This is a genomic window from Methylobacterium sp. WL1 (assembly GCF_008000895.1).
Lineage (GTDB): Bacteria > Pseudomonadota > Alphaproteobacteria > Rhizobiales > Beijerinckiaceae > Methylobacterium.
On the sequence record NZ_CP042823.1, the window covers coordinates 3,736,176 to 3,757,975 of the forward strand.

At 69.5% G+C, this 21,800-nt stretch carries 24 protein-coding genes; 11 read left to right on the plus strand and 13 right to left on the minus strand.

The features are described from left to right. Nucleotides 1–239: 239 nt before the first annotated feature. Both FVA80_RS18105 and FVA80_RS18110 read right to left on the minus strand, forming a co-directional pair. Nucleotides 240–1,637, minus strand: coding sequence for an MATE family efflux transporter (locus tag FVA80_RS18105; protein ID WP_147907198.1), 1,398 nt, complete (start codon nucleotides 1,635–1,637; stop codon nucleotides 240–242). Nucleotides 1,638–1,664: 27 nt separating this feature from the next. Beyond that, nucleotides 1,665–1,910, minus strand: a complete 246-nt coding sequence (locus FVA80_RS18110) for a hypothetical protein (RefSeq protein ID WP_147907197.1) — start codon at nucleotides 1,908–1,910, stop codon at nucleotides 1,665–1,667. 467 nt (nucleotides 1,911–2,377) lie between these two features. On the opposite strand from FVA80_RS18110, the gene FVA80_RS18115 reads away from it, so the two are divergent. Genes FVA80_RS18115 through FVA80_RS18130 form a run of 4 tightly spaced genes read left to right on the plus strand, consistent with a single transcriptional unit; the run spans nucleotide 2,378 to nucleotide 4,894 of the window. Then, nucleotides 2,378–3,307 carry an AraC family transcriptional regulator gene (locus FVA80_RS18115; protein WP_147907196.1) on the plus strand — a complete coding sequence of 310 codons (930 nt, stop codon included), beginning with the start codon at nucleotides 2,378–2,380 and terminating at the stop codon, nucleotides 3,305–3,307. A 30-nt stretch (nucleotides 3,308–3,337) separates the two neighbouring features. After that, the gene (locus FVA80_RS18120; RefSeq protein ID WP_147907195.1) at nucleotides 3,338–4,135 is read left to right on the plus strand and encodes a heme ABC transporter permease; all 798 of its coding nucleotides are present in this window, start codon (nucleotides 3,338–3,340) and stop codon (nucleotides 4,133–4,135) included. Between the two features lie 10 nt (nucleotides 4,136–4,145). Then, entirely contained in the window at nucleotides 4,146–4,289 is a 144-nt protein-coding gene (ccmD, locus tag FVA80_RS18125; protein ID WP_147907194.1) for a heme exporter protein CcmD, read from the plus strand. Then, on the plus strand, nucleotides 4,286–4,894 hold the full coding sequence (locus FVA80_RS18130; protein ID WP_147907193.1) for a DsbE family thiol:disulfide interchange protein: 609 nt from the start codon (nucleotides 4,286–4,288) through the stop codon (nucleotides 4,892–4,894). The genes ccmD and FVA80_RS18130 overlap by 4 nt, the downstream gene beginning before the upstream one ends. Before the next feature lie 60 nt (nucleotides 4,895–4,954). Here FVA80_RS18130 and FVA80_RS18135 read toward each other — a convergent pair whose 3' ends face one another. Beyond that, nucleotides 4,955–5,569, minus strand: coding sequence for a septation protein A (locus FVA80_RS18135; protein WP_147907192.1), 615 nt, complete (start codon nucleotides 5,567–5,569; stop codon nucleotides 4,955–4,957). Nucleotides 5,570–5,656: 87 nt separating this feature from the next. Here FVA80_RS18135 and FVA80_RS18140 point away from each other — a divergent pair, with 87 nt between their 5' ends. After that, nucleotides 5,657–5,917, plus strand: coding sequence for a hypothetical protein (locus FVA80_RS18140; protein WP_147907191.1), 261 nt, complete (start codon nucleotides 5,657–5,659; stop codon nucleotides 5,915–5,917). A gap of 489 nt (nucleotides 5,918–6,406) precedes the next feature. Here FVA80_RS18140 and ftsY read toward each other — a convergent pair whose 3' ends face one another. Beyond that, nucleotides 6,407–7,762 (minus strand): signal recognition particle-docking protein FtsY, encoded by a 1,356-nt coding sequence (ftsY, locus tag FVA80_RS18150; protein ID WP_147907190.1) that lies wholly within the window; start codon nucleotides 7,760–7,762, stop codon nucleotides 6,407–6,409. Between the two features lie 173 nt (nucleotides 7,763–7,935). Between ftsY and FVA80_RS18155 the strand changes: the two genes are divergently transcribed. After that, complete coding sequence (locus FVA80_RS18155) at nucleotides 7,936–8,610, plus strand: RluA family pseudouridine synthase (protein ID WP_147907189.1); 675 nt, start codon at nucleotides 7,936–7,938, stop codon at nucleotides 8,608–8,610. 65 nt (nucleotides 8,611–8,675) lie between these two features. Here FVA80_RS18155 and mtaB read toward each other — a convergent pair whose 3' ends face one another. Both mtaB and dapF read right to left on the minus strand, forming a co-directional pair. Further along, nucleotides 8,676–9,902, minus strand: coding sequence for a tRNA (N(6)-L-threonylcarbamoyladenosine(37)-C(2))-methylthiotransferase MtaB (gene mtaB, locus FVA80_RS18160; RefSeq protein WP_147907188.1), 1,227 nt, complete (start codon nucleotides 9,900–9,902; stop codon nucleotides 8,676–8,678). Beyond that, on the minus strand, nucleotides 9,902–10,789 hold the full coding sequence (dapF, locus tag FVA80_RS18165; RefSeq protein WP_147899233.1) for a diaminopimelate epimerase: 888 nt from the start codon (nucleotides 10,787–10,789) through the stop codon (nucleotides 9,902–9,904). The genes mtaB and dapF overlap by 1 nt, the downstream gene beginning before the upstream one ends. 197 nt (nucleotides 10,790–10,986) lie before the next feature. Here dapF and FVA80_RS18170 point away from each other — a divergent pair, with 197 nt between their 5' ends. From FVA80_RS18170 to tam, 5 genes are all read left to right on the plus strand, one after another. Then, entirely contained in the window at nucleotides 10,987–11,724 is a 738-nt protein-coding gene (locus tag FVA80_RS18170) for a GyrI-like domain-containing protein (RefSeq protein ID WP_147957852.1), read from the plus strand. Nucleotides 11,725–12,104: 380 nt separating this feature from the next. Next, complete coding sequence (locus FVA80_RS18175; protein WP_147907186.1) at nucleotides 12,105–12,866, plus strand: Fe-S cluster assembly protein HesB; 762 nt, start codon at nucleotides 12,105–12,107, stop codon at nucleotides 12,864–12,866. Between the two features lie 93 nt (nucleotides 12,867–12,959). Then, nucleotides 12,960–14,024, plus strand: coding sequence for a tryptophan--tRNA ligase (trpS, locus tag FVA80_RS18180; RefSeq protein ID WP_147907185.1), 1,065 nt, complete (start codon nucleotides 12,960–12,962; stop codon nucleotides 14,022–14,024). Next, nucleotides 14,021–14,722, plus strand: coding sequence for a haloacid dehalogenase type II (locus FVA80_RS18185; protein ID WP_147907184.1), 702 nt, complete (start codon nucleotides 14,021–14,023; stop codon nucleotides 14,720–14,722). Before trpS ends, FVA80_RS18185 begins: the two co-directional genes overlap by 4 nt. A gap of 24 nt (nucleotides 14,723–14,746) precedes the next feature. Next, complete coding sequence (tam, locus tag FVA80_RS18190) at nucleotides 14,747–15,529, plus strand: trans-aconitate 2-methyltransferase (protein ID WP_147907183.1); 783 nt, start codon at nucleotides 14,747–14,749, stop codon at nucleotides 15,527–15,529. Between the two features lie 167 nt (nucleotides 15,530–15,696). On the opposite strand, the gene FVA80_RS18195 is transcribed toward tam, so the two are convergent. The 7 genes from FVA80_RS18195 to FVA80_RS18225 form a co-directional block, all read right to left on the minus strand. After that, nucleotides 15,697–16,350, minus strand: a complete 654-nt coding sequence (locus FVA80_RS18195; protein WP_147907182.1) for a pyridoxamine 5'-phosphate oxidase family protein — start codon at nucleotides 16,348–16,350, stop codon at nucleotides 15,697–15,699. Nucleotides 16,351–16,518: 168 nt separating this feature from the next. After that, the gene (ilvC, locus tag FVA80_RS18200; protein WP_147854888.1) at nucleotides 16,519–17,538 is read right to left on the minus strand and encodes a ketol-acid reductoisomerase; all 1,020 of its coding nucleotides are present in this window, start codon (nucleotides 17,536–17,538) and stop codon (nucleotides 16,519–16,521) included. Between the two features lie 36 nt (nucleotides 17,539–17,574). After that, a complete protein-coding gene (locus FVA80_RS18205) occupies nucleotides 17,575–18,207 on the minus strand; it encodes a TetR/AcrR family transcriptional regulator C-terminal domain-containing protein (protein ID WP_147907211.1) in 633 nt (210 codons plus the stop codon). A 111-nt stretch (nucleotides 18,208–18,318) separates the two neighbouring features. Further along, nucleotides 18,319–18,963, minus strand: coding sequence for a glutathione S-transferase N-terminal domain-containing protein (locus FVA80_RS18210; protein ID WP_147907181.1), 645 nt, complete (start codon nucleotides 18,961–18,963; stop codon nucleotides 18,319–18,321). A 44-nt stretch (nucleotides 18,964–19,007) separates the two neighbouring features. Next, nucleotides 19,008–19,286 carry a hypothetical protein gene (locus FVA80_RS18215; protein WP_147907180.1) on the minus strand — a complete coding sequence of 93 codons (279 nt, stop codon included), beginning with the start codon at nucleotides 19,284–19,286 and terminating at the stop codon, nucleotides 19,008–19,010. A gap of 53 nt (nucleotides 19,287–19,339) precedes the next feature. Continuing rightward, nucleotides 19,340–19,882 carry an acetolactate synthase small subunit gene (gene ilvN, locus FVA80_RS18220; protein ID WP_007561879.1) on the minus strand — a complete coding sequence of 181 codons (543 nt, stop codon included), beginning with the start codon at nucleotides 19,880–19,882 and terminating at the stop codon, nucleotides 19,340–19,342. Nucleotides 19,883–20,012: 130 nt separating this feature from the next. Next, complete coding sequence (locus FVA80_RS18225; RefSeq protein ID WP_147907179.1) at nucleotides 20,013–21,788, minus strand: acetolactate synthase 3 large subunit; 1,776 nt, start codon at nucleotides 21,786–21,788, stop codon at nucleotides 20,013–20,015. Nucleotides 21,789–21,800: the final 12 nt, after the last annotated feature.

Genomic DNA, 21,800 nt, shown 5'->3' on the forward strand with positions numbered 1-21,800 from the left:
CTACAGGGTAGTCATCGATCCAAGACGGTAAGTGTAGCGATCGGGTCGCATCGCTTGACTCTCACGGCCGCTTGCAAGGGGCGAGGAGGGAGCGCCTCGGTGATATCCACTTCGACGCCTCTTTGGTCCAAAAGCAGACAGGCGGAAATCCGCTCAGCCACGCCGTATTGGCGGGTCGATGCCGGCCCCTGATGGCCATCCATCGAGCGGCAGGTTCGGCGGCTCTACGCCTTTCGAGGTCACTCAACGGCCGTCGTGAGGACTTGGGGCGGGACAGCCGGTTCCGGCGCGGGCTGGGCCACGAACATCTTGCCCGTGGCAAAAGCAGCCGCGTTGACGATGCCCATGGTGAAGAGCCCAGCCGCGAGGGCAACAAACATCCACGCGGGGCCGAGCCCGAGGATAGCCGCGATCCAGGCGCCCCCCAGCGCCACCCCCATTCGGAAGACGCTGGCTGTGAGCGGCCAGCCGACACGGCCTGCACCTTGGGCCGCGAAGTAGAGAGCAAGGCCGGCCCCGAAGAACCCGTAGAACGGTCCGACGATGCGGAGATAGGAGGAGCCCGTAGCCAACATGGCCGGATCACCCCCGAACAGACCGAGCCAAGCTTCAGGATACAGGGCGGCCGCAACGCCGATGGCCTCCGTCAGAAGACCGGCCACGATGGCGCCGGTGAGCGCAGCCTGACGGGCGCGGGCCTGCAGTCCGGCGCCGAGGGCGGTGCCGACGATGGCGGCAATGGGCGAACCGAGCCCGAACACGAGGGGGACCAGCAGGTATTCCAGCCGGGCGCCGGTTCCATACCCGGCAACCGCGGCCGGCCCCGCCGTCCCCACGAAGCCCGTCGCGGCGATGACCGTGACGTTCGACGTGATACTGGCGATGCCGGAGAGCAGGCCGACGCGCAGGATCTCGCGGGACGGCGCCCAGGTAAGCCTCGGGAGGCGCCGGCTCGGGTGCAGGACGCCGCGGCCAGACCAAATCGAGGCGGCGAAGACGGCGGTGCCGGCGGCGTAGTAGGCCGCGAAAGCGACTCCGCCGCCCACGACCCCGAGCTTCGGGAACGGCCCCCAGCCGAAGATCAGCGCCGGCGAGAGAGGGATCAGCACGATGGCGCCGGCGCAGGTGACGCCGGCCGGGAGGGCCATGTTGCCGGTACCGCGGATCACGGCCGCCAGCGCGTTGAACAGCCAGATCAGGACCGCTCCGCCGAGCACGACGTTCGCGTAGGCCGTCGCAGCCCGGAGCGATTCCCCCGTGCCGCCCATCGCGGCGTAGAGCCGCGGTCCCAGCGGCACCGCGAGCAGACTGGTCACGAGACCAAGTCCGAGGCCGATGGCGACAGCGTGCCAAGCGACGAGGCTGGCCTCCGCCTTCCGGCCGGCGCCCAGGGTACGCGAGACCGCCGACTGGATGCCGCCGCCCATGCCGCCGGCCGACAGCATCTGGACGAGCATGACGACCGGGAAGACGAGGGCCATGCCGGCCAGGGCGTCGGTGCCGAGCTTCGCGACGAAGTAGGTCTCGATCAGGCCGATGGAGGTCTGGACGACCATCACCACGACGTTCGGCCCGGCCATCCGAGCCAGGGTCGGCACGAGCGGCGCTTCGAGCAGGCGACGCGTTCGGATGTCCATGGCAGAACCCTCACGGCCTCACGGATTTCAGCGCGGGCACGATGGCCGATACGCCACCGGCCGGCGGATCGCCGTCGAGAACGGCGCGGTCGCTTGACCGGCGGCGGGTGGCGTCCCGGCACCGGACCGATCGAACGGAAGGCCGGTCGTGCGCGCGGTCGCGACGAGGCAGCCTGCCGCGTCGCGGGTGCGGTCCTCGGACCCGGTGTGCCGACCTCTGGCATGGAAGACCAGGCCGAAGGCGGTCAGCGGGCCAGGCGTTTCTTCGGCCATCGATGGACCTCTTGGAGTGGCCGACCGCCCGGCATGCGGACACGTGCCGTGCCAGCGCCAAAGCCGATCAACGCGACCGCCTATTCATGCTGACCGTAATTTATACTGCGGCTTCGTGCAAGCTTGAACCCGTTTGGGAGTCCGGTGGATGGCCATCGTCGGCTCGCTAGCTGTCTTCCTCGCCGCCACCGTCCGTCAGCGTTTGTGAGTTCGGAGACCGAGAGGCGAGCGCCGCGCGCCGTTTCGGACCTCGGCACGGTCAAGCGGATCGCATGCCGGTGGTCGTGCGGTGAGCGCTTTCCAAACCGTGGCGTGGTCACCCCGGAACCCGCGATGACGCGCGAGCGGACGGCGGGACGACCGTACCACTCAGATGACCGCGGTCTCGGTCAGGGCGACGGCCCCGGGATGCCGGACGCTCTATGCTGCAGCGTCCGCGAATCCGGCGCGGGCGTCCGGTTCGCGCCATGGATCCGCTCTCCGACGTTCTCGCGTTGCTCAGGCCCCGAAGCGCCCTCAGTGCGGGCCTTGATGCCGGCGGCGCCTGGGCGATCCGCTTTCCCGCCCATGACGGGATCAAGTTCAACGCCGTGATGCGAGGCGCCTGCTGGGTTGCGGTCGAAGGCGAGCCCGAGCCCATTCGGATGGCAGCCGGCGACTGCTTCCTGCTGACCCGGGGCCGCCCGTTCCACCTCGCGACCGACCTGGCCCTCCCGGCGATCGAGTCCGCCGCGATCTACGACCACGCGGCCGACGCGGTCGCGACCTGCAATGGCGGCGGCGGCTTCTTCCTGGTCGGCGGGCGGTTCTTCTTCGCAGGCGACGCGGCCGGGCTGCTGCTCGACGCGCTGCCGGCGATCGTGCCGGTCCGGGATGCCTCGAACCAAGCCGCGATCCTGCGCTGGGCGCTGGACCAGCTGGCCGCGGAACTGCGCCAGGGCGCGCCTGGCGGCGCCCTGATGGCCGACCACCTCGCGCAGATCATGCTGCTCCAGGTGCTGCGGCTCTGGCTCGCGTCGGGGCGGCCGACCGGCTGGCTCGGGGCGCTGGCCGATCCGCGGCTGGCGCGGGCGCTGACGGCCCTGCACGCGGAGCCGGCGCGGCGCTGGACCCTGGCGGACCTCGCGGCGTGCGCAGGCATGTCGCGCACGACCTTCGCGGACACGTTCCGCGCCGTGGTCGGCCGGCCGCCGCTTGCTTACCTCGCCAGCTGGCGGATGCAGTGCGCCGCCGACCGGCTGCGACGCTCCGGCGATTGCGTCGCCGCGATCGCGTATTCCGTCGGCTACGAGTCGGAGACGGCGTTCCGCACCGCCTTCCGGCGGCACATGGCCTGCACGCCGATGCAGTATCGACGGACAAAGGCCGCATTGTTGCTGCACCGCACCCTGGGCTAGACCGCCGGAACGATGTCCGAGACAGACGCCATGACGCCCTCCCTCTGGACCCGCCTGTCGAACCCGAGCCACTTCATGCGGTGGTCGGGCGCGCTGGTGCCGTGGCTCACCGCCCTGTCGCTCGGCGTGCTGGCGGTCGGCCTGTACCTGACCTTCTTCGCCGTGCCGCCGGACTATCAACAGGGCGAGACCGTGCGGATCATGTACATCCACGTCCCGGCGGCCTGGCTCGGGGTGTTCTTCTACGGCGCCATGAGCGTGTCGGCGATCGGGACCCTGGTCTGGCGCCATCCGCTGGCCGACGTGGCGCAGCGCGCCGCCGCGCCGATCGGGGCGGCGTTCACGCTGATCTGCCTGGTCACCGGCTCGCTCTGGGGCAAGCCGATGTGGGGGACCTACTGGGTCTGGGACGCGCGGCTGACCTCGATGCTGGTCCTGCTGCTGATCTATTGCGGCATCATCGCCCTGTGGCGCACCCTCGAGGAGCCGAACCGGGCCGCCCGCGCGGTGGCGATCATGACCCTCGTCGGCGCGGTGAACCTGCCGATCATCAAGTTCTCGGTGAACTGGTGGTCGACCCTGCACCAGCCGGCCTCGATCCTGCGCATGGGCGGCTCATCTATCGACCCGTCGATGCTCTACCCGCTGCTGATCATGATCGGCGCCGCGACGTTGGGCGGGATCACCCTCCACCTCTACGCGATGCGCACCGAGATCATGCGCCGCCGGGTGCGGACGCTGACGATCCGCGAGGCCGAGCGCCTGGACCGTGCGCAGCCGCGCCTCACGCCGAAGCCCGCCGGGATGCCGGTCGGGCAGCCGGTCTAGGACCTTATCGATGGATCTCGGGTCTCACGGCGGCTTCATCGTCGCCGCCTACGCCTTCACGGCCCTGGTCATGGCCGGGCTGATCGGCAACGCCCTGCGCGACCGGCGGGCGCAGCTGCGCGCCCTGAAGGGCTTCGGGGAGGAGCGGCGGTGAGCGTCGACGAACCCCTGGATCGGCCGCCCCCGGTCCGCCGCTCTCTGCTGCTGGTCCTGCCGGTCCTGGCGTTTGCCGCGCTGGCGGCGGTGCTGTTCCTGCGCCTGCGCTCGGGCGCCGACCCGGCCGCCCTCCCCTCCGCGATGATCGGCAAGCCGGTGCCGAGCTTCATCCTGCCGGCGGTGCCGGGCCTCAAGGCCGGCGACGCCCCGGTGCCGGGCCTCTCCAGCGCCGACCTGAAGGGCCAGATCACGGTGATCAACGTGTTCGCCTCGTGGTGCGCACCCTGCCAGGTCGAGCACCCGATGCTGATGCGGCTCGCCCGGGAGCCCGGGATCCAGCTGGTCGGCATCGACTACAAGGAGCCGACTCCCGCCGCCGGCCAGCGCTTCCTGGCCCGGCACGGCGTGCCGTTCCGGGCGGTCGGGGCCGATGCCGACGGGCGCGCGGCGATCGATTTCGGCGTCTACGGCGTACCCGAGACCTTCGTGATCGGGCCCGACGGGGTGATCCGCGACAAGCTCGTCGGCATCCTCACGCCGGAGAACTACGCCAGCGTGCTGGCGCGGATCCGGGCGGCCGGGAAGGTCGCGGAGGCGCGCTAACGTATCATCCCGAAAGGTCGCCGCCGGCTCTCGGAACAGGATGATACGCCATCAAGAGGCTTATTCGCCCGGTTGAGGCTCTTTGCGCTCGTAGCGGGTCAGCAGCGGCGTCTGTGCCAGGGCGAACAGCACGGTGATCGGCATGATGCCGAACACCTTGAAGTTGACCCAGAAATCCTCGGTCTGGGTGCGCCACACGATCTCGTTGAGCGCGGCCAGGACGAAGAAGAAGAGACCCCAGCGGAAGGTGAGCTTGCGCCAGCCCTCCTCGGTGAGGCTGAACATCGAATCGAGCACCACCGACAGGAGCGAGCGACCGAACACCAGGCCGCCGAGCAACACGGTGCCGAACAGCGCGTTCACGATGGTCGGCTTGACCATGATGAAGGTCTTGTCCTGCAGCGCCAGCGTCAGACCGCCGAACACCACCACGACCACGCCGGACACGAGCGGCATGATCGGCAGCCGCCGCACCAGCGCGAAATGAACCGCCAGCGCCACCACGGTCGCCGCGATGAACACCCCGGTGGCCACGAACAGCTTCTGGTCCGGCGCGACGCCGAGTCTTTCCGAATAGGCATTGCCCAGGAAGAAGATGACGAGCGGTCCAAGCTCCAGCGCCAGCTTCACGAGCGGCGGCAGGTGGCGGCGGGGAGGAACGGATTCGATCTGCATGCGCGTCAGTTGGCTCGGATGCGGCACCCGCACTAGGCTGGAGGCCGGGCTGGCGGATTCGGGGCTGTGTGGAACGGGGGGCTTGCGATGTCCATCACGATCGACAACGCCGAAGTCGCGGCGCTCCTCGCCGACCTCGCGGCAACGACCCATCGCGCAGCGCCGGATTTGCTCTTGGAGCTGCTCCGGCGGGAGCGCGCGCGGGTGGCCGAGGATCGGGAGCGCGACTGCGCCGACGCCATTGCGTCTGGACGGTTGCTGCACGAGCGAACCTACGCGAGCCCGCTCATTGCTTCCCGGCCGATCGACGAGATCCTGGCGTACGACGAGAACGGTTTGCCGGTTTAACCGCCGTTGTCGTCGACAGCTCCGTACTTCATCGCGATCCTCGACCAAGAGCCGGATGCGAGCCGCTTCAGCGTAGCGATTCGCAACTACCGCTACCGCTCCCTGGCGGCAGCGTCTTATCTCGAACGTCCGATCGTGATTTTGCGCTGGGTGGTCGGTCGGGTCGAACTCGACGACTGGCTGTTGCGCGAGCCGAGCAAAGTCATTCCCGTCGACCACGCCCTCGCAGGTCGCGGCCGACGCCTTCGCGCCCTATGTCAAGGGCCGGCATCCGGCCGGGCTCAACTTCGGCGATTGCTTCGCCTACGCCCAGGCCCGGACCCTGAATGCGCCGGTCCTGTTCAAGGGCGACGACGTAGCCAGGACTGATGTCCTACGTATCGCCGCCTGGAGCCGTTCCCGATCACGTTGCAATCTCGAACGGCTCTCAATCCTTGATACAACGCGCTCGCTGACGCCGAGCCGGTATCCCCTTCGGCGGCGCGCGCTCTAATCCTTCTCCAATCCGGCGATCGCACGGGCGAAATCCCGGGCCGCGAACGGCTCCAGATCCTCCACGCCCTCGCCGACGCCGATGAAGTGCACGGGCATGCCGAACTTGGCCGCCAGCGCGACCAGGATGCCGCCGCGCGCCGTGCCGTCGAGCTTGGTCATGACCAGGCCCGAAACCGGCGCCGCCTGGGAGAACAACTCCACCTGCGAGATCGCGTTCTGGCCGACGGTAGCGTCCAGGACGAGGATCGTGGCGTGCGGCGCCTCCGGGTCCTGCTTGCGCAGCACGCGCACGATCTTCTCCAGCTCGGCCATCAGCCCGACCTTGTTCTGGAGCCGGCCGGCGGTGTCGATCAGCAGCACGTCGGTCCCGGCGGCGGTTGCCTGCTTCAGCGCATCGAAGGCGAGGCCGGCCGCGTCGGCACCCTCGCCGCCGCTCACCACCGGGGTGCCGGTGCGCGCCCCCCAGACCTTGAGCTGCTCCACCGCCGCCGCCCGGAACGTGTCGCCGGCCGCCAGCATCACGGTCCGGCCCTCCGCGCGCAGCTTCGAGGCGAGCTTACCCAGCGTTGTCGTCTTGCCGGCGCCGTTGACGCCGACGGTGAGGATCACGAACGGCTTCTTCGTCGCGTCGATCGACAGCGGCACCGCCACGGGCTCCAGCGCCCGTTCGACCTCGGTGGCCAGGATCGCCCGGACCTCGTCGGGCGAGATGCCCTTCTCGTAGCGGCCCTTGCCGACCGCGTCCGAGATCCGCGTCGCGGTCTCCAGGCCGAAATCGGCCTGGATCAGGGCGTCCTCCAGATCCTCCAAGGTGTTGGCGTCGAGCTTGCGCTTGGTGAACAGGCCGGTGACCCGGTCGGTCAGGGCCGACGAGGTCCGCTTCATTCCGGAGGTGAGCCGGGTCCACCAGCCCTTGGCCTCGGGCTCCCGGTCGGGTCCCGCGCCGGCATCGTGGGCGAGCGCGGCGGCGGCATCGACCGGCTGGATGTCGGGCGCCGGCTCGACCACCGGGTCCCGGTTCACGTCTCCGGTATCGACCGGGGCGGCGCCGTGCGCGGGATCGTCGCCGGCCGTGCCGGCGGGCGGCCGCTCGGGCTCCCCCTCGATCGGCAGCAGATCCGCCCCTTCGACCACGTCTGCGACGGGCGCGTCCGTTTCCTCGGGCGGCAGCGGGATGTGGGCGACGTCCTCGGCCCCGCTCGCATAGTCGGGCTGACCCTCGGCGGGCGAGGCCGGGGCATCCGCGGGCAGCTCCGTCTCCGCAATGTCCTCGGCCGTGCCGTCGCCAGAGCCCTGGCCCTTGCGCCCGAACAGGCGCCCGAACCAGCCGGGCTTATCCTCGCTCGCCATGAAACCTCGTCCTCGCCCCAGCTTGCCGACCCGATGCCGAACCCCTAGAGCCGATGTCGACCGCGTTGCAAACGGCAACGACTCCAAGCCCTTCGTTTCAAGTCCTCGGTTCGCTGCGCCCGCCTGCACCGGACCGGCCGCCGCTCCGGCGGCGCGCGCCCTGGCCCGACCGGATGTCCTTCACCTTCGATATAGGTGCCCGCCTCCTCTACCGGGATGCCCTGCTGCTCGTCATCGACAAGCCGCCGGGCCTTCCGGTCCATCCCGGTCCGCGCGGCGGCGAGACCCTGACCGACCATCTCGACGGCCTCCGCTTCGGCCTGCCGCGCCGCCCCGAGGCGGCCCACCGGCTGGACCGCGACACCTCCGGCTGCCTGGCGCTCGGCCGACACGCCAAGGCGCTGGCCCGGCTCGGAAAGCTGTTCTCCGGCAGCGCCGTGGACAAGACCTACTGGGCGGTGGTGGAGGGCGGCCCTGACACGGATTCCGGCCGGATCGACCTGCCGCTGGCGCGCCGCTCCGACGATCCGCGCTCCTGGTGGATGAAGGCCGACCCGGCGGGCGACCCGGCCCTCACCCACTGGCGGGTGCTCGGCCGGGCCGGCGGCCGGACCTGGCTGGAGCTGAAGCCGGTCACCGGCCGCACGCACCAGCTCCGGGTCCATTGCGCCGCCTCAGGCTGGCCGATTTTGGGCGACTCGATCTACGGCATCGGCCCGCGCGGCGGCAGCCTGTACCTGCACGCGCGGACGCTCACGATCCCGCTCTATCCGAAGCGGGAGGCGATCACCGTCGAGGCGCCGCCGCCGAGGCATATCGCGGACGCCGTGGCGGGAATGGGCACGTAAGGCAGCCGATCGTTTTCGGCCAAGCGCGATCCATCATTGCGGGTGGGAAGAGCGGTTTTGACGCTTCAGGCAGCGATCAGCCGCGCTCCGTCATGTCCCGCGATCGAGACCGTGTGAAACGTCCCCGCCTCGAACTCCCCACCCAACCGCACGACCGTGAAATCCGCGCTGCGGCCCGTCCCGCCGCGCTCGGCTAGCACCGTCAGCGCGCGTCCGACCTGCCCGTCGAGATGCCGGCGCAGCGCGTGGGCGCCGGCTTCGCGCAGGCGGGCGGCCCGGTCGCGGATCACGTCGGCCGCCACCGGGGGCATGCGGGCGGCGGGCGTGCCCGGGCGCGGCGAGTACGGGAAGACGTGCAGGTGCGTCAGCCCGCATTCCATCACGAGGTCCAGCGAGCGGGTGAATTGATCCTCTGTCTCGGTGGGGAAGCCGGCGATCAGGTCGGCGCCGAACACCACGTCGGGACGCAGGTCGCGGACGGTCTCGCAGAAGCGGATGGCGTCGGCGCGGCTGTGCCGGCGCTTCATCCGCTTGAGGATCAGGTCGTCGCCGGCCTGCAGCGAGAGGTGCAGGTGCGGCATCAGCCGCTCCTCCTCGGCGAGCACCGCCAGCAGCGCGTCGTCCACCTCCACGGAGTCGATCGAGGAGATACGCAGGCGCGCCAAGTCCGGCACCGCCCGCAGGATCGCCCGCGCCAGCGTCCCGAGGGAGACCGACGGTCCGGGCAGGTCGCGGCCATAGGCGGTGAGGTCGACGCCGGTGAGCACGACTTCGCGGCCGCCATGGGCCACGATCGTCTGGACCTGCGCGACCACGTCGGGCACCGGCACCGAGCGCGAGGCGCCCCGGCCGAACGGGATTATGCAGAAGGTGCAGCGGTGGTCGCAGCCGTTCTGCACCGGCACGAACGCCCGCGTGTGGCCGGTGACGGAGTCGATCCGCGTCGGCGCGATCGTGCGGGCTGCCATCACGGCACCGGGGCCGGTGCCGGTGGGCGACCAGCCGGCGGGACTCAGCTTCTCGGCGTTGCCGACGAGGCGCGACACCTCGGGCATCGCCGCATAGGCTTCGGTCTCGACCTCGGCGCCGCAGCCGGTGACCACGATCTCGGTCCCGGGCCGCTCGCGGGCGATCCGGCGGATCGCCTTGCGGGCCTGCCGGCCGGCCTCCTGGGTGACCGCGCAGGTGTTGACCACCACCCGGTCGCGCCCGTCCGCCGCCGCGTGGACGCGCAGGGCCTCCGACTCCACCGTGTTGAGCCGGCAGCCGAAGGTGAGGGTCTCGATGGCCATCAGGCGATGCCGGAGAACAGCTCCGGCGCCAGATTGCCCTCGGCGACGAGCGCGACCGGGCCGGTCATCAGGACATGGTCGTCGGCGCGCCATTCCACGAACAGCTCGCCCCCGGGGAGACGGACATTGGCCTGCCGGCCGATCATGCGCAGGCGGGAGGCCGCCACCACGGTGGCGCAGGCGGCCGTGCCGCAGGCCAGCGTCAGCCCGGCGCCGCGCTCCCAGACCCGCAGGGTGATCGCCTCACGCTCGGTCACCTGCGCCACGGAGATGTTGGCCCGCTCAGGAAACAGCGGGTGGTTTTCCAGCATCGGCCCGATCCGGGCCAGATCGTAAGACGCGGGATCCCGGTCGACGAAGAACACCGCGTGCGGGTTGCCCATGTTCACGACCCCCGGCGAATGCAGGATCGGATCGTCGATCGGGCCGATCTGCAATTCGATCCGCCGCGTGTCGGGGAACGGCTCGGAGAGCGGGATCTCGTCCCAGGCGAGCTTGGGCCTGCCCATGTCCACCGTGAAGGCGCGCTCCGAGATCCGGCGCACGCCGACGCGCCCGGCCGCGGTCTCCAGGACCAGGCGGCCGCCCTCGGCGGGGCGGGCCATGGCCGGGTCGTCGAGCATCGCGTAGGCGACGCAGCGGGTGCCGTTGCCGCAGGCGCCGGATTCCGAGCCGTCGGTGTTGTAGATCCGCATGAACGCGTCGGTGCCGGCGCTCACGGGATCGTGCAGGACCATCAGCTGGTCGAAGCGCGAGCCGGGATCCTGCGCGATCGCCCGGGCCTCCTCCGGGCGGACCTGGGTCGCCGAGCCGCGCAGGTCCAGCACCACGATCGCGTTGCCGGCGCCGTGCATCTTCAGGAAGCGTCTATGGGCGAGTGCGCTCATGCGGCCAGAGGGTTTGAGGGGATCGGCCAGCTATATGGCAAAACGCTCTGCCCGACGCGAGGGGCGCGCGCGGCGTGGCAGATGCGCCGCACCCGCGACTCTCGTGACCCATGCCCTCGCGGGCGGGCCGGATCGCCATTAGGTTAGCCGGCGGGAGCCCACGCGACGATCCGCCGGGACCCGACCGGAGCGCCCCCGTGATCCGCCTTCGTTCCCTCGTCGCCGTCTCGACCGCCCTGGTCTTCGCCACCGGACCGGTCGCAGCGCAGCAGCAACCCGCGCCGCCACCCTCCACAGCCCCGTCCCCGGCCCAGACCAATCCGCTGCCGACCACCACGGCGCCCAACCCGGTCGCCGACCCGACCAAGAGCGCCGCCCCGGCGCCGCAGCAGGCGATCGCTCCGCCCCCGCCGGCCAGGCGGCCGTCGGCACGCCGGCGCCCGACCCTCATCGAGAAGCCCGGCGAGCCCGGCGACGTCGACGAGGTGACCCTGCCGGCCAAGCCCGCCGCGATCCTCTCGGGCAAGACCAAGTGGGAGGAGGCCATCGTCAACCTGCGGCAGGCCTTCGCGCGGATCGAGGCGGATCTCGCCAAGGCCGGCATCGCCCCCGCGGGCCGGCCGCTGGCGGTGTTCACCCGCACCGACGACGACGGCTTCGAGTTCGAGGCGATGATCCCGGTGGCCGCGCCCCCGAGCCCGGCACCCGCGGAGGCCGACGGCCTGCGTTTCGGCACGACCCCATCCGGCAAGGCCCTGCGCTTCCCGCACAAGGGCTCCTACGAGTCGATCGACGGCACCTACGAGACCCTGACGGCCTATCTCGACGCTAAGGACATCGTCGTCCAAGACCGCTTCATCGAGGAATACGCCACCGACCTCAAGGACGGCACCGACGACAACCTCGATGTGAATATTTTTGCATTGGTGAAGTAGGTTTCGAGAGGCGGTCACAAAAAGAATTCTTGTTTCTTTCGGCGAGCGCGATCTGGCCGGGACTCTCTCAGCAGCCCTGTCATCCCGGGGCCGCGAAGCGGAACCCGGGATCGATGACCGTTCAAGATCTCGCGCCGTCGGCGGCTCGGGGTTCCGGGCTCGCCTGCGGCGTCCCGGAATGACAATGCGCCTTATCCGGTCATCGAAAAATCGCCGAAGGACGAATGGGCTTCGGCGATGCCGCGATCTGTCAGAAATCGCTTCCTCGGCACGATGACCCAGTAACCGCCTACGAATATCTCGCAGCCTTGGTCGATGGACAGATCGCCGCTGTATTTGGCACCCCGGAACAGTGATGGCGGCTTGGGGATTCCCCGTGCATGCCGACCTCCCTCTTCCCGACCGCCACTGCGTCCGCGCCGCGTCGTAAGTCCGTCGCCGCGCCGGCCGACCCGGCGGTCACCGACAAGGCGCGCGCGGTCCATGCCAGACTCTGCCCGGTCTACGGCTGCCCGATCCCGTACTTCCACAGCCTCGATCCAGCGAGCGAGCTGATCTCGTCGCTGCTCTCGCACCGGACCCGCAACGCCGAATCCGGGCGGGCCTTCAAGGCCTTGCGCGCTCGGTTCCCGGACTGGGAGGCGGTGATCGACGCCGATATGGCGGAGATCCAGGCTGCGATCGCCGGCGTGACCTGGCCGGAGCTGAAGGCGCCCCGGATCCGCGACGTGCTGGTGGCGGTGCGCGATCGCTGCGGCAGCCTCGATCTGGCGTTCCTGGCGGGTATGGACGTCGCGGCGGCCCGGGCCTGGCTGGAGGCGATCCCGGGAATCGGCCCGAAGACCAGCGCGGCGGTACTGTCGTTCTCGACCCTGCGGATGCCGGCCCTGCCGGTGGACAGCCACCACCACCGCGTCGCCCAGCGCCTCGGGCTGATCGGTCCGCGGATCGATGTCGGACCCTCGCATGCCATCCTTCGGGCGCAACTGCCCGCGGACTGGAGCGCGCAGGACCTCTACGACAATCACGAGATCCTGATGCTGCACGGCCAGCAGGTCTGCCATCATCGCCGTCCGGCCTGCGGGCGCTGCGTCCTGGTCGATCTATGCCCGAGTGCGGCGCTGGCGGCCCGGGAGCCGTGAGCGCATCCTTGACCGGTCCCGGCCGCGGGTGCGAGTAACCCCGCGCCCGGCAGGCGCGCAGCCCCGGCTATGTACTGCTCAGGATCGGCGCCGATGGCCGCGTTCACCGAATTGGTCTTCTCGGGCGTCCAGCCCACCGGCAACCTGCATCTCGGGAACTACCTCGGGGCGGTGAAACGCTTCGTGGAGATGCAGGCGCGCGACGCGCAGTGCCTGTACTGCGTTGTGGATATGCACGCGATCACCGTCTGGCAGGACCCCGAGGCCCTGCGCGGCCAGATCCGCGAAGTCACGGCCGCGTTCCTGGCCGCCGGCATCGATCCCAAGCGCGCGATCGTGTTCAACCAAAGCCAAGTGCCTCAGCACGCCGAACTCGCCTGGGTGTTCAACTGCGTCGCGCGGCTGGGTTGGCTGAACCGCATGACCCAGTTCAAGGAGAAGGCCGGCAAGGACCGGGAGAACGCCTCGATCGGGCTCTACGATTACCCGGTGCTGATGGCGGCCGACATCCTGGCCTACCGTGCCACCCACGTGCCCGTGGGCGAGGACCAGAAGCAGCACTTGGAGCTGACCCGGGACATCGCCCAGAAGTTCAACACCGATTTTTCGGGCTCGATCGCAGCGCATGGCCACGGTGAGGCGTTCTTCCCGCTGACCGAGCCGTTGATCGGCGGGCCAGCCGCGCGAGTGATGTCGCTGCGGGATGGGTCCAAAAAAATGTCCAAGTCGGACCCGTCCGACAACGCGCGGATCAACCTCACCGACGAGGCCGACACCATCGCCCAGAAAATCCGCCGGGCAAAAACGGATTCCGATCCGCTGCCTTCTGAAATCGCGGGGCTCAAGGAGCGGCCGGAGGCGGACAACCTCGTGGGGATCTACGCCGCACTCGCCGGCATCACCCGCGAGGAGGTGCTGCGCGATTTCGGCGGGGCGCAGTTCTCGACCTTCAAGCCGGCTCTGGCCGACCTCGCGGTGACGAACCTCGCGCCGATCGCCGGCGAGATGCGCCGGCTGACCGCCGATCCGGGCCATATCGACGCCGTGCTGGCCGACGGCGCCGGGCGGGCCGAAACGATCGCGGCGCAAACGCTGGACGCGGTCAAGGACATCGTCGGCTTCGTACGCCGGAGCCCGAACCTTCAGGCGGTGCGATGACGGTCCGGGCGCTCGTCTTCGACGTCTTCGGGACGCTCGTCGACTGGCGCTCCGGGGTCGCCCGGGAGGCCGGGCGCCTGCTCAACGCTCAAGCGCCGGCGCTCGATGCCGGCGCCTTCGCCGATGCCTGGCGCGGATGTTACGGCCCGTCGATGGAGACCGTGCGCTCCGGCGCGCGTGCTTACGTCGATCTCGATACCCTGCAGGCGGAATCGCTCCCCGGCGTGCTGGCGCAGTTCGGCATCGCGGGTGTGCCGGACGACGTGCAGCGGGAGCTGGTCCAGGCCTGGCACCGGCTCGACGCTTGGCCCGAGGTGCCGGACGCGATGCGCCGGCTGCGGGAGCGTTACCTCCTGGCGCCCAACTCCAACGGCCATGTCCGGCTCATGGCCGACCTCGCCCGGCGCAACGGCCTGATCTTCGACGCGATCCTGGGCGCCGGCTATTCCCGCGACTACAAGCCCAAGCCCGCGCTCTACCGCGACGCGGTGGCGGCGTTCGGCTTCGCGCCGGGCGAGACCCTGATGGTCGCGGCCCATTCGAACGACCTCGTGGCGGCGGCCAGCTACGGCCTATCCACCGCCCACATCGCCCGGCCCCACGAGCACGGGCCGGCCAGCGGCGAGACCGCGCCGACTGTCCCGGTCACGTACGCGGCCCGCGACCTCGCGGACCTGGCCAATCAACTCGGCTGCTGACGGCGGAACACGAGGGGGAGCAGGATGGCCGATTGGAACCCCGCCCTCTACACCCGCTTCGAGGACGAGCGCACCCGGCCGGCGGCCGAGTTGCTGGCCCAGGTGCCCCTCGACCGGCCGCGCCTCGCCTACGATCTCGGCTGCGGCCCGGGTAATTCCACCGCGTTGATCGCGGCGCGCTTTCCCGATGCGGAGGTCATCGGGCTCGATACATCTCCGGCGATGCTGGAGAGCGCCCGGGCCCGCCTGCCCGGCCTCGGCTTCGCGCTCGCCGACGCCGCCACCTGGACACCGGAGCGGGCGCCGGACCTGATCTACGCCAACGCGGTGCTGCAATGGCTGCCCGACCATCCGGCGCTGCTGCCCCGGCTGTTCGGCCTTCTAGGGCCCGGCGGCGTGCTGGCGGTGCAGATGCCCGACAACCTCGCCGAGCCGTCGCACCGCCTGATGCGCGAGACCGCCTCCGCCGGCCCCTGGGCTGCGGCGATCGGAGATCCGGCTGTGGCCGGGCGCCTCGGCCGGATGCTGGACCCGGCCGGCTATTACGACCTGCTGGCGCCGCTGGCGGCCGACGTGGATGTCTGGCGCACCGCCTATCACCACCCGATGGCGGATGCCGCCGCCATCGTGGATTGGGTCCTCGCCACAGGGCTGCGGCCGTTCCTCGATCCGCTGGATCCGGACCAGGCAGCCGGGTTCCTGGCCGCCTACGAGACCGCCATCGACACCGGCTACCCGCGCCGCAGCGACGGGCGACGCCTGCTGGCCTTTCCGCGGGTGTTCATCGTGGCCCGCAAAGGCGGGTAGCGGCTCCGGCTTCGGCGGGCACGGCTGACATCGCGCGCGCCATCGGATCGTCCCGCACCGTCATTGCGCGCCTTGCCCAGCGATACACCCCTTCCGGCGATCGTGCGTTGCCCTGGGTCGCTTCGCTCACGCTCGCAATGACGGTGAGCCGTGCGTGGGGTGTTCGTTCAGGCCTCGCCGCGGGCGACGAGCGCCTCGTACTCGGCGACTTCAAGTTTGCCCTCTTGAGCGACCCGGGCCTTGTCCGCATCGCTGATCACGTCACCGGCGAGGTCAAGGCGCTTCCAGGAGGCCAGCGGGGTCTCGCGGCCGGGGGTCGGGACGTACTTGTTCTGCTCGAGCTTCTGGTACTTGTGGATGTAGCGCGGGCAGTTGACCCAGATCTTCTTCACCGCGACCTTCACCAGGTACTTGGCCTCGGTGTACTCGGCCATCAGGGCGTCGTCGCGCAGCAGCGTGGCGTGGCCCTGGACGCGGATCCGGTGCGGCGTCTCGAAGTCGATGAACAGCAGGCCGACCTTAGCCTGACCCTCGATGTTGCCCATCGAGTAGAACATGCCGTTGCCGTCGAAGCCCGGGAAGGCGAGCGTGTTCTCATCGAGCACCTTCACCACACCCGGGGGTCCGCCCTTGTACGAGACGGTCGGCATCCCGTCGGGATCGACCGTGGACAGGAAGAACATATCCCGGGAGGCGATGAAGGCGCCCTCGTCCGGCTGGATGCTCTCGTGGACCCAATCCTCGTCGAGGCGCACGGCGAGCTTGGTGGTGCCGAACTCGGTCTGCAGCGCCCGGTGGGCGTCCGAATAGAGCGATGCCATGGCGTGTCCTCTCCAACCCTGTCCGGTCCTCATGCAGCCGGGACCGCTGGGGCGGTTATTGTCGGGAAGGGTCGCGTTCGGCAACCGCCAATAGAAAAGGCCGGCCTCGCTTTCGCGTGACCGGCCCCCGAGATGCGGCCGGGCAAAGCCCGGCCGCCAAATCCCAAATCAATTGCGGGTCTTGTCGACCAGCGCCTTCTCGGAGATCCACGGCATCATGGCGCGGAGCTTGGTGCCGACCTCCTCGATCGGGTGGGTGGCGAGCTTGGCGCGGGTCGCCTTGAACGAGGTCTGGTTGACCTTGTTTTCCAGCATCCAGTTCCGGGTGAAGGTGCCCGATTGGATGTCGTTGAGCACGCGCTTCATCTCGGCCTTGGTCTCAGGGGTGACGATGCGCGGGCCGGTGACGTACTCGCCGTACTCGGCCGTGTTGGAGATCGAGTAGTTCATGTTGGCGATGCCGCCCTCGTAGATGAGGTCGACGATCAGCTTCACCTCGTGCAGGCACTCGAAATAGGCCATCTCGGGGGCGTAGCCCGCCTCGACCAGGGTCTCGAAGCCGGCCTTGATCAACTCGACAAGGCCACCGCAGAGCACGGCCTGCTCGCCGAACAGGTCGGTCTCGCACTCTTCCTTGAAGGTGGTCTCGATGATGCCGGCGCGGCCGCCGCCGTTGGCCGAGGCGTAGGACAGGCCGAGATCGTGGGCGTTGCCGGAAGCGTCCTGGGCGATGGCGATCAAGGTCGGCACGCCGCCGCCGCGCAGGTACTCGGAGCGGACGGTGTGGCCGGGGCCCTTCGGGGCGACCATCAGGACGTCGAGGTCCTTGCGCGGCTCGATCAGGTTGAAGTGGACGTTGAGGCCGTGGGCGAACAGGAGGGCGGCGCCCTGCTTCATGTTGCCTTCGAGGGACTCGCGGTAGATGTCGCCCTGCAACTCGTCGGGGGTGAGCATCATCACGACGTCGGCCCACTTGGCGGCCTCGGCGACCGACAGGACCTTGAAGCCCTCGTGCTCGGCCTTCTTGGCCGTGGCGGAGCCCTCGCGCAACGCGATGACGATGTCCTTCACGCCGGAATCGCGCAGGTTGAGCGCGTGGGCGTGGCCCTGGCTGCCGTAGCCGACGATGGCGACCTTCTTGCCCTTGATCAGGTTCAGGTCGGCGTCGCGATCGTAATAAACCCGCATGTCGGTTTCCTCTTCAGGTGCTGGTTTCGGGTGAGGTTAGGCTTTGGCCTGGCCGTACAGGGCCAGGAACTGCTCCACGGCGCGCTCCGCATCGCGCCGGATCTCATCTGCATCGAGGTCGAGCGCCTCGCCGAGCAGAAGTCGGATCTGAATATCGCGGCCGACGAGGCCGAAGAAGGTCCGGAACGCCGCCTCGCTGTCGGCGAAAGCGAGGAGCCCGGCGGTGCGCCCGGCCTCCAGCACCGGCTTCACCCGCTCACCGATGGCGAAGCGACCGTTCGCCAGTACGATGCCGCCGAGGTTGCTCTTGCGCGAGCCGGCATGGGCGACGGCGATCCGGTTCAGCGCCACCGAGGTGCGGCTCGCGATCACCGTCAACCAGGAGACCGCGAAGTCCTGAAGATGCTCCCGCAGGGTCGTCCCGTCGAGGGTTTGCACGGCCTCGCGGCCGGCATGGACCCGGGACGCCTGCCACCGCACGGTGGCGGTGAGCAGGCCGTCGCGGTCGCCGAACCATTTGTACAGCGTCTCCTTGGAGCAGCTGGCCCGGCGCGCGACGGCGTCCATGGTGAGTTGGTCCCCGTCCTCGACCATGAGGGCGAGCACGGCATCGAGCACCGCCTGCTGGCGCACGGATGGCGGCTCGTGCGCCTGGGCGCCCGCCTCCATCGTCTCCTGCCGCTCAGCGAGGCTCGACCGCATCGTTCCCAGTACCGTACCGTACGGTACGCTCGATAGAGCGATTCGTCCGACGCCGCAAGGGGCCGGACGACGCTGGATCTACGCTGGCAGGGACAGCCCCTCGCGCCCGAATACCGCCTGCACCGCCGGCCGCTCGGCGACCCGTCGAGCGTGTGCGTGCCAGGCCGGAAAGCGCTCTGCCATATCGAACTTGATCGACGACCCGGACGCCCAGACCCAGAACACCATCAGGTAGGCATCGACCACGCCGTAGCGATCGCCCACCGCCCAGCCGCCGTTCGAGAGCCGGACCTCGGTCATGGTGCAGAGGTCGCCGTAGGTGTCCGCAGCCTTGGCACGGATGCCGGCGAAGGCGTCCTCGTCGGCGGTGTAGCGCTCGGGGCGACGGACATGCGCGTAGGCGACGTGGTGGTTGGCGGCGAGCCAGCCCAACCACTCGTCGGCCACGGCCTGCGCGCGCAGGTCGGTCGGCCAAAAGCCCTTCTCGGGCACGGAGCGGGCGACGTGGCGCAGGATCGCGGCGCACTCGGTCAGCACCCAGCCGTCCTCGACCAGAGCTGGCACACGGCCGCGCTCGTTGATCGCGAGGTATTCCGGTGCCCTCTGGTCCCCCGCCGCGAGGTTGAGCTTCACGCCCTCGAACGGCAGCCCTGATTCTTCGAGGATGATGTGGGCGGCCAGTGAGCAGGCGCCGGGGGCGTAGTAGAGGGTGCGGGTTGTCATGCGGGCCCTTTGCGGTCTTGGAATCAATAGCAGGCAACCCGGGATTACCGCCTCGGATCCGCGAACCGGGATGCCTGCAGGCCGATCAGTGTCGCGACCCGGGGGCGAGCCTCGGCGAGAACCACAGCGGGTGCCGTGCCAAGGCGTCTCAAGATGCGGGTACGCTGATCGATCACGCGGACCTGATCCGTCGAAGCCGCGCCCGCACCGACGGAGCCGGGCGGCAGCATGACTTCCGCGGCCAGGGCTCGCTGTTGCGCCAGGTGCGCACGGCTCAGCCGCGCGGCGAGATCATCGCCCCAGCATGTGACCTCGGCTTCCATGGCTCCGCATCCCACGAGGACGGCGGAGCATAGCAGATCCGAGCCTTTGGCCCCTACAGCGGCTCCGACCCGCGCCCCATGGCGCTGATGCCGGTGCGGCAGATCTCGACCAGGCCGATCACGCTCATCAGGCGCACGAACCGGTCGATCTCCTCGGTGGCGCCTGTCAGCTCGAACACGAAGGAGTTGAGCGTGGCGTCGAGCGTCTTGGCGCCGAAGGCGGCGGCCAGGCGCAGGGCCTCGCTGCGGTGCTCGCCTTCGCCCTTGACCTTCACGAGGCAGATCTCGCGCTCCAGCGCGTTGCCCTGGAGCGTCAGGTCCACGACCCGGTGGACCGGCACCAGCCGGTCGAGCTGCGCCTTGATCTGCTCGATCACGGCGTTGGTGCCGGCGGTCACGATGGTGATGCGCGAGATGTGGCGCGCCTCCTCGGTCTCGGAGACGGTCAGGCTCTCGATGTTATAGCCGCGGCCGGAGAACATGCCGGAGATGCGGGCGAGCACGCCGGGCTCGTTGTCCACGATCACGGCGAGCGTGTGCCGGTTCACCGGCTCGACGCGGACGGCGTCGGGATAGTGGGTGTTCATCGCGTTCATCGCCGGCTTCGTCCTCGTCCAGTCCTGCTCATGGCGGCGATCCGAGCGCGTCTCGCGCAAGGCAAGCGCGACCGCGCACCGCCGCCCATGCGGCGGGCAGCGGCCCCGAAGGGCCGCCACCCTGAAAACCTCACACCAGCATCTTGCCTTCCTCGGAGATCACGTCGCCGAGTTCGACGCCGGTCTCACCGAGGTAATCGGACAGGAGCATCTCGTTATGCGCCTTGCCCGACGGGATCATCGGGAAGCAGTTCTCGGTCTTGTCGACGATGCAATCGAACAGCACCGGCCCGTCATAGGCCAGCATCTCCGCGATCGCGCCGTCGAGGTCGCCCGGCTTCTCGCAGCGCATGCCCTTGGCGCCGTAGGCCTCCGCCAGCTTGACGAAGTCCGGAAGGCTCTCGGAGTAGCTCTGCGAGTAGCGCGAACCGTGCAGCAGCTCCTGCCACTGCCGAACCATGCCCATGTACTCGTTGTTCAGGATGAACACCTTGACCGGCAGCCGGTACTGAACCGCGGTCGAGAGTTCCTGCATGTTCATCAGGATCGAGGCCTCGCCGGCGATGTCGATCACCAGCCCCTTCGGGTGGGCGAGCTGCGTGCCGATGGCCGCCGGCAGGCCGTACCCCATGGTGCCGAGGCCGCCGCTCGTCATCCAGCGGTTCGGCTCGTCGTACTTGAAGTACTGCGCCGCCCACATCTGATGCTGGCCGACCTCGGTGGTGATGTAGGTCTCGCGATCCTTGCAGGCTTCGTAGAGGCGCTGCACGGCGTATTGCGGCTTGATGATCGTCCCCGACGGCCAGTAGGCGAGGCAGTCCCGCGCCTTCCAAGCGCCGATCTTCTGGAACCACGGGTCGAGGTTGGATTTCTCCGGCCGCGACGGCAGGGCGCGCCAGGCCTCAAGCATGTCGGCCAGCACCGAGGCGCAGTCGCCCACGATCCCGACATCGACCTTGACCACCTTGTTGATCGAGGAGGCGTCGACGTCGATGTGGATCTTCTTGGAGAACGGCGAGAACGCGTCGAGCCGGCCGGTGATCCGGTCATCGAACCGGGCGCCGACGCAGATCATCACGTCGCACTCGTGCATCGCGAGGTTGGCCTCGTAGGTCCCGTGCATGCCGAGCATGCCCAGGAACTTCGGGTCCGTGCCCGGATAGGCGCCGAGCCCCATCAGGGTCGAGGTGACCGGGAAACCGGTCTCGGCAACCAGCTCGCGCAAGAGCCGCGAGGCCTCCGGGCCGGAATTGATCACGCCGCCGCCGGTGTAGAAGACCGGGCGGCGTGCGGTCGCCATCATCTCGACCGCCGCGCGGATCCGGTCGCCGTCGCCCTTGACGGCGGGGCGGTAGGTCTTGTGGCTCGAGATCTCCGGGCGCTCGTAGAGGCCGGAGGCGAACTGGATGTCCTTGGGCAGATCGACCACGACCGGACCGGGCCGGCCGTTCGCCGCGACGTAGAACGCCTCGTGCAGGATCCGCGGCAGGTCCTCGATCGATTTGACCAGGTAATTGTGCTTCGTGCAGTGGCGCGTGATGCCGACCGTGTCGCACTCCTGGAAGGCGTCGGTGCCGATGAGGTGCGTCGGAACCTGCCCGGTGATGCAGACGAGCGGGATCGAATCGAGCAGCGCGTCGGTGAGGCCGGTGACGATGTTGGTGGCACCGGGCCCCGACGTGACCAGCACGCAGCCGACCTTGCCGGACGAGCGCGCATAGCCCTCGGCCGCGTGCACCGCGCCCTGCTCGTGCCGGACGAGCACGTGCTTCACCGCGTCCTGGTGGAACAGAGCGTCGTAGATCGGAAGTACGGCACCGCCCGGATAGCCGAACAGCGTGTCCACGCCCTTATCCCGGAATGCCCGGATGACCATCTCGGCCCCGGTCATGACCTCGCCGCCCATGCTCTCCTCCTC

What these genes read in the sequence shown, in the direction of transcription:
- FVA80_RS18225 (WP_147907179.1), bottom strand. Translation starts at nt 21,788, where the DNA reads ATGGGCGGCGAGGTCATGACCGGGGCCGAGATGGTCATCCGGGCATTC.
- ilvC (WP_147854888.1), bottom strand. Translation starts at nt 17,538, where the DNA reads ATGCGGGTTTATTACGATCGCGACGCCGACCTGAACCTGATCAAGGGC.
- FVA80_RS18110 (WP_147907197.1), bottom strand. Translation starts at nt 1,910, where the DNA reads ATGGCCGAAGAAACGCCTGGCCCGCTGACCGCCTTCGGCCTGGTCTTC.
- trpS (WP_147907185.1), top strand. Translation starts at nt 12,960, where the DNA reads ATGGCCGCGTTCACCGAATTGGTCTTCTCGGGCGTCCAGCCCACCGGC.
- FVA80_RS18210 (WP_147907181.1), bottom strand. Translation starts at nt 18,963, where the DNA reads ATGACAACCCGCACCCTCTACTACGCCCCCGGCGCCTGCTCACTGGCC.
- FVA80_RS18155 (WP_147907189.1), top strand. Translation starts at nt 7,936, where the DNA reads ATGTCCTTCACCTTCGATATAGGTGCCCGCCTCCTCTACCGGGATGCC.
- FVA80_RS18175 (WP_147907186.1), top strand. Translation starts at nt 12,105, where the DNA reads ATGCCGACCTCCCTCTTCCCGACCGCCACTGCGTCCGCGCCGCGTCGT.
- ftsY (WP_147907190.1), bottom strand. Translation starts at nt 7,762, where the DNA reads ATGGCGAGCGAGGATAAGCCCGGCTGGTTCGGGCGCCTGTTCGGGCGC.
- FVA80_RS18135 (WP_147907192.1), bottom strand. Translation starts at nt 5,569, where the DNA reads ATGCAGATCGAATCCGTTCCTCCCCGCCGCCACCTGCCGCCGCTCGTG.
- tam (WP_147907183.1), top strand. Translation starts at nt 14,747, where the DNA reads ATGGCCGATTGGAACCCCGCCCTCTACACCCGCTTCGAGGACGAGCGC.
- ilvN (WP_007561879.1), bottom strand. Translation starts at nt 19,882, where the DNA reads ATGAACGCGATGAACACCCACTATCCCGACGCCGTCCGCGTCGAGCCG.
- FVA80_RS18215 (WP_147907180.1), bottom strand. Translation starts at nt 19,286, where the DNA reads ATGGAAGCCGAGGTCACATGCTGGGGCGATGATCTCGCCGCGCGGCTG.
- FVA80_RS18185 (WP_147907184.1), top strand. Translation starts at nt 14,021, where the DNA reads ATGACGGTCCGGGCGCTCGTCTTCGACGTCTTCGGGACGCTCGTCGAC.
- ccmD (WP_147907194.1), top strand. Translation starts at nt 4,146, where the DNA reads ATGGATCTCGGGTCTCACGGCGGCTTCATCGTCGCCGCCTACGCCTTC.
- FVA80_RS18105 (WP_147907198.1), bottom strand. Translation starts at nt 1,637, where the DNA reads ATGGACATCCGAACGCGTCGCCTGCTCGAAGCGCCGCTCGTGCCGACC.
- mtaB (WP_147907188.1), bottom strand. Translation starts at nt 9,902, where the DNA reads ATGGCCATCGAGACCCTCACCTTCGGCTGCCGGCTCAACACGGTGGAG.
- FVA80_RS18140 (WP_147907191.1), top strand. Translation starts at nt 5,657, where the DNA reads ATGTCCATCACGATCGACAACGCCGAAGTCGCGGCGCTCCTCGCCGAC.
- FVA80_RS18195 (WP_147907182.1), bottom strand. Translation starts at nt 16,350, where the DNA reads ATGGCATCGCTCTATTCGGACGCCCACCGGGCGCTGCAGACCGAGTTC.
- FVA80_RS18115 (WP_147907196.1), top strand. Translation starts at nt 2,378, where the DNA reads ATGGATCCGCTCTCCGACGTTCTCGCGTTGCTCAGGCCCCGAAGCGCC.
- FVA80_RS18120 (WP_147907195.1), top strand. Translation starts at nt 3,338, where the DNA reads ATGACGCCCTCCCTCTGGACCCGCCTGTCGAACCCGAGCCACTTCATG.
- FVA80_RS18205 (WP_147907211.1), bottom strand. Translation starts at nt 18,207, where the DNA reads ATGGAGGCGGGCGCCCAGGCGCACGAGCCGCCATCCGTGCGCCAGCAG.
- dapF (WP_147899233.1), bottom strand. Translation starts at nt 10,789, where the DNA reads ATGAGCGCACTCGCCCATAGACGCTTCCTGAAGATGCACGGCGCCGGC.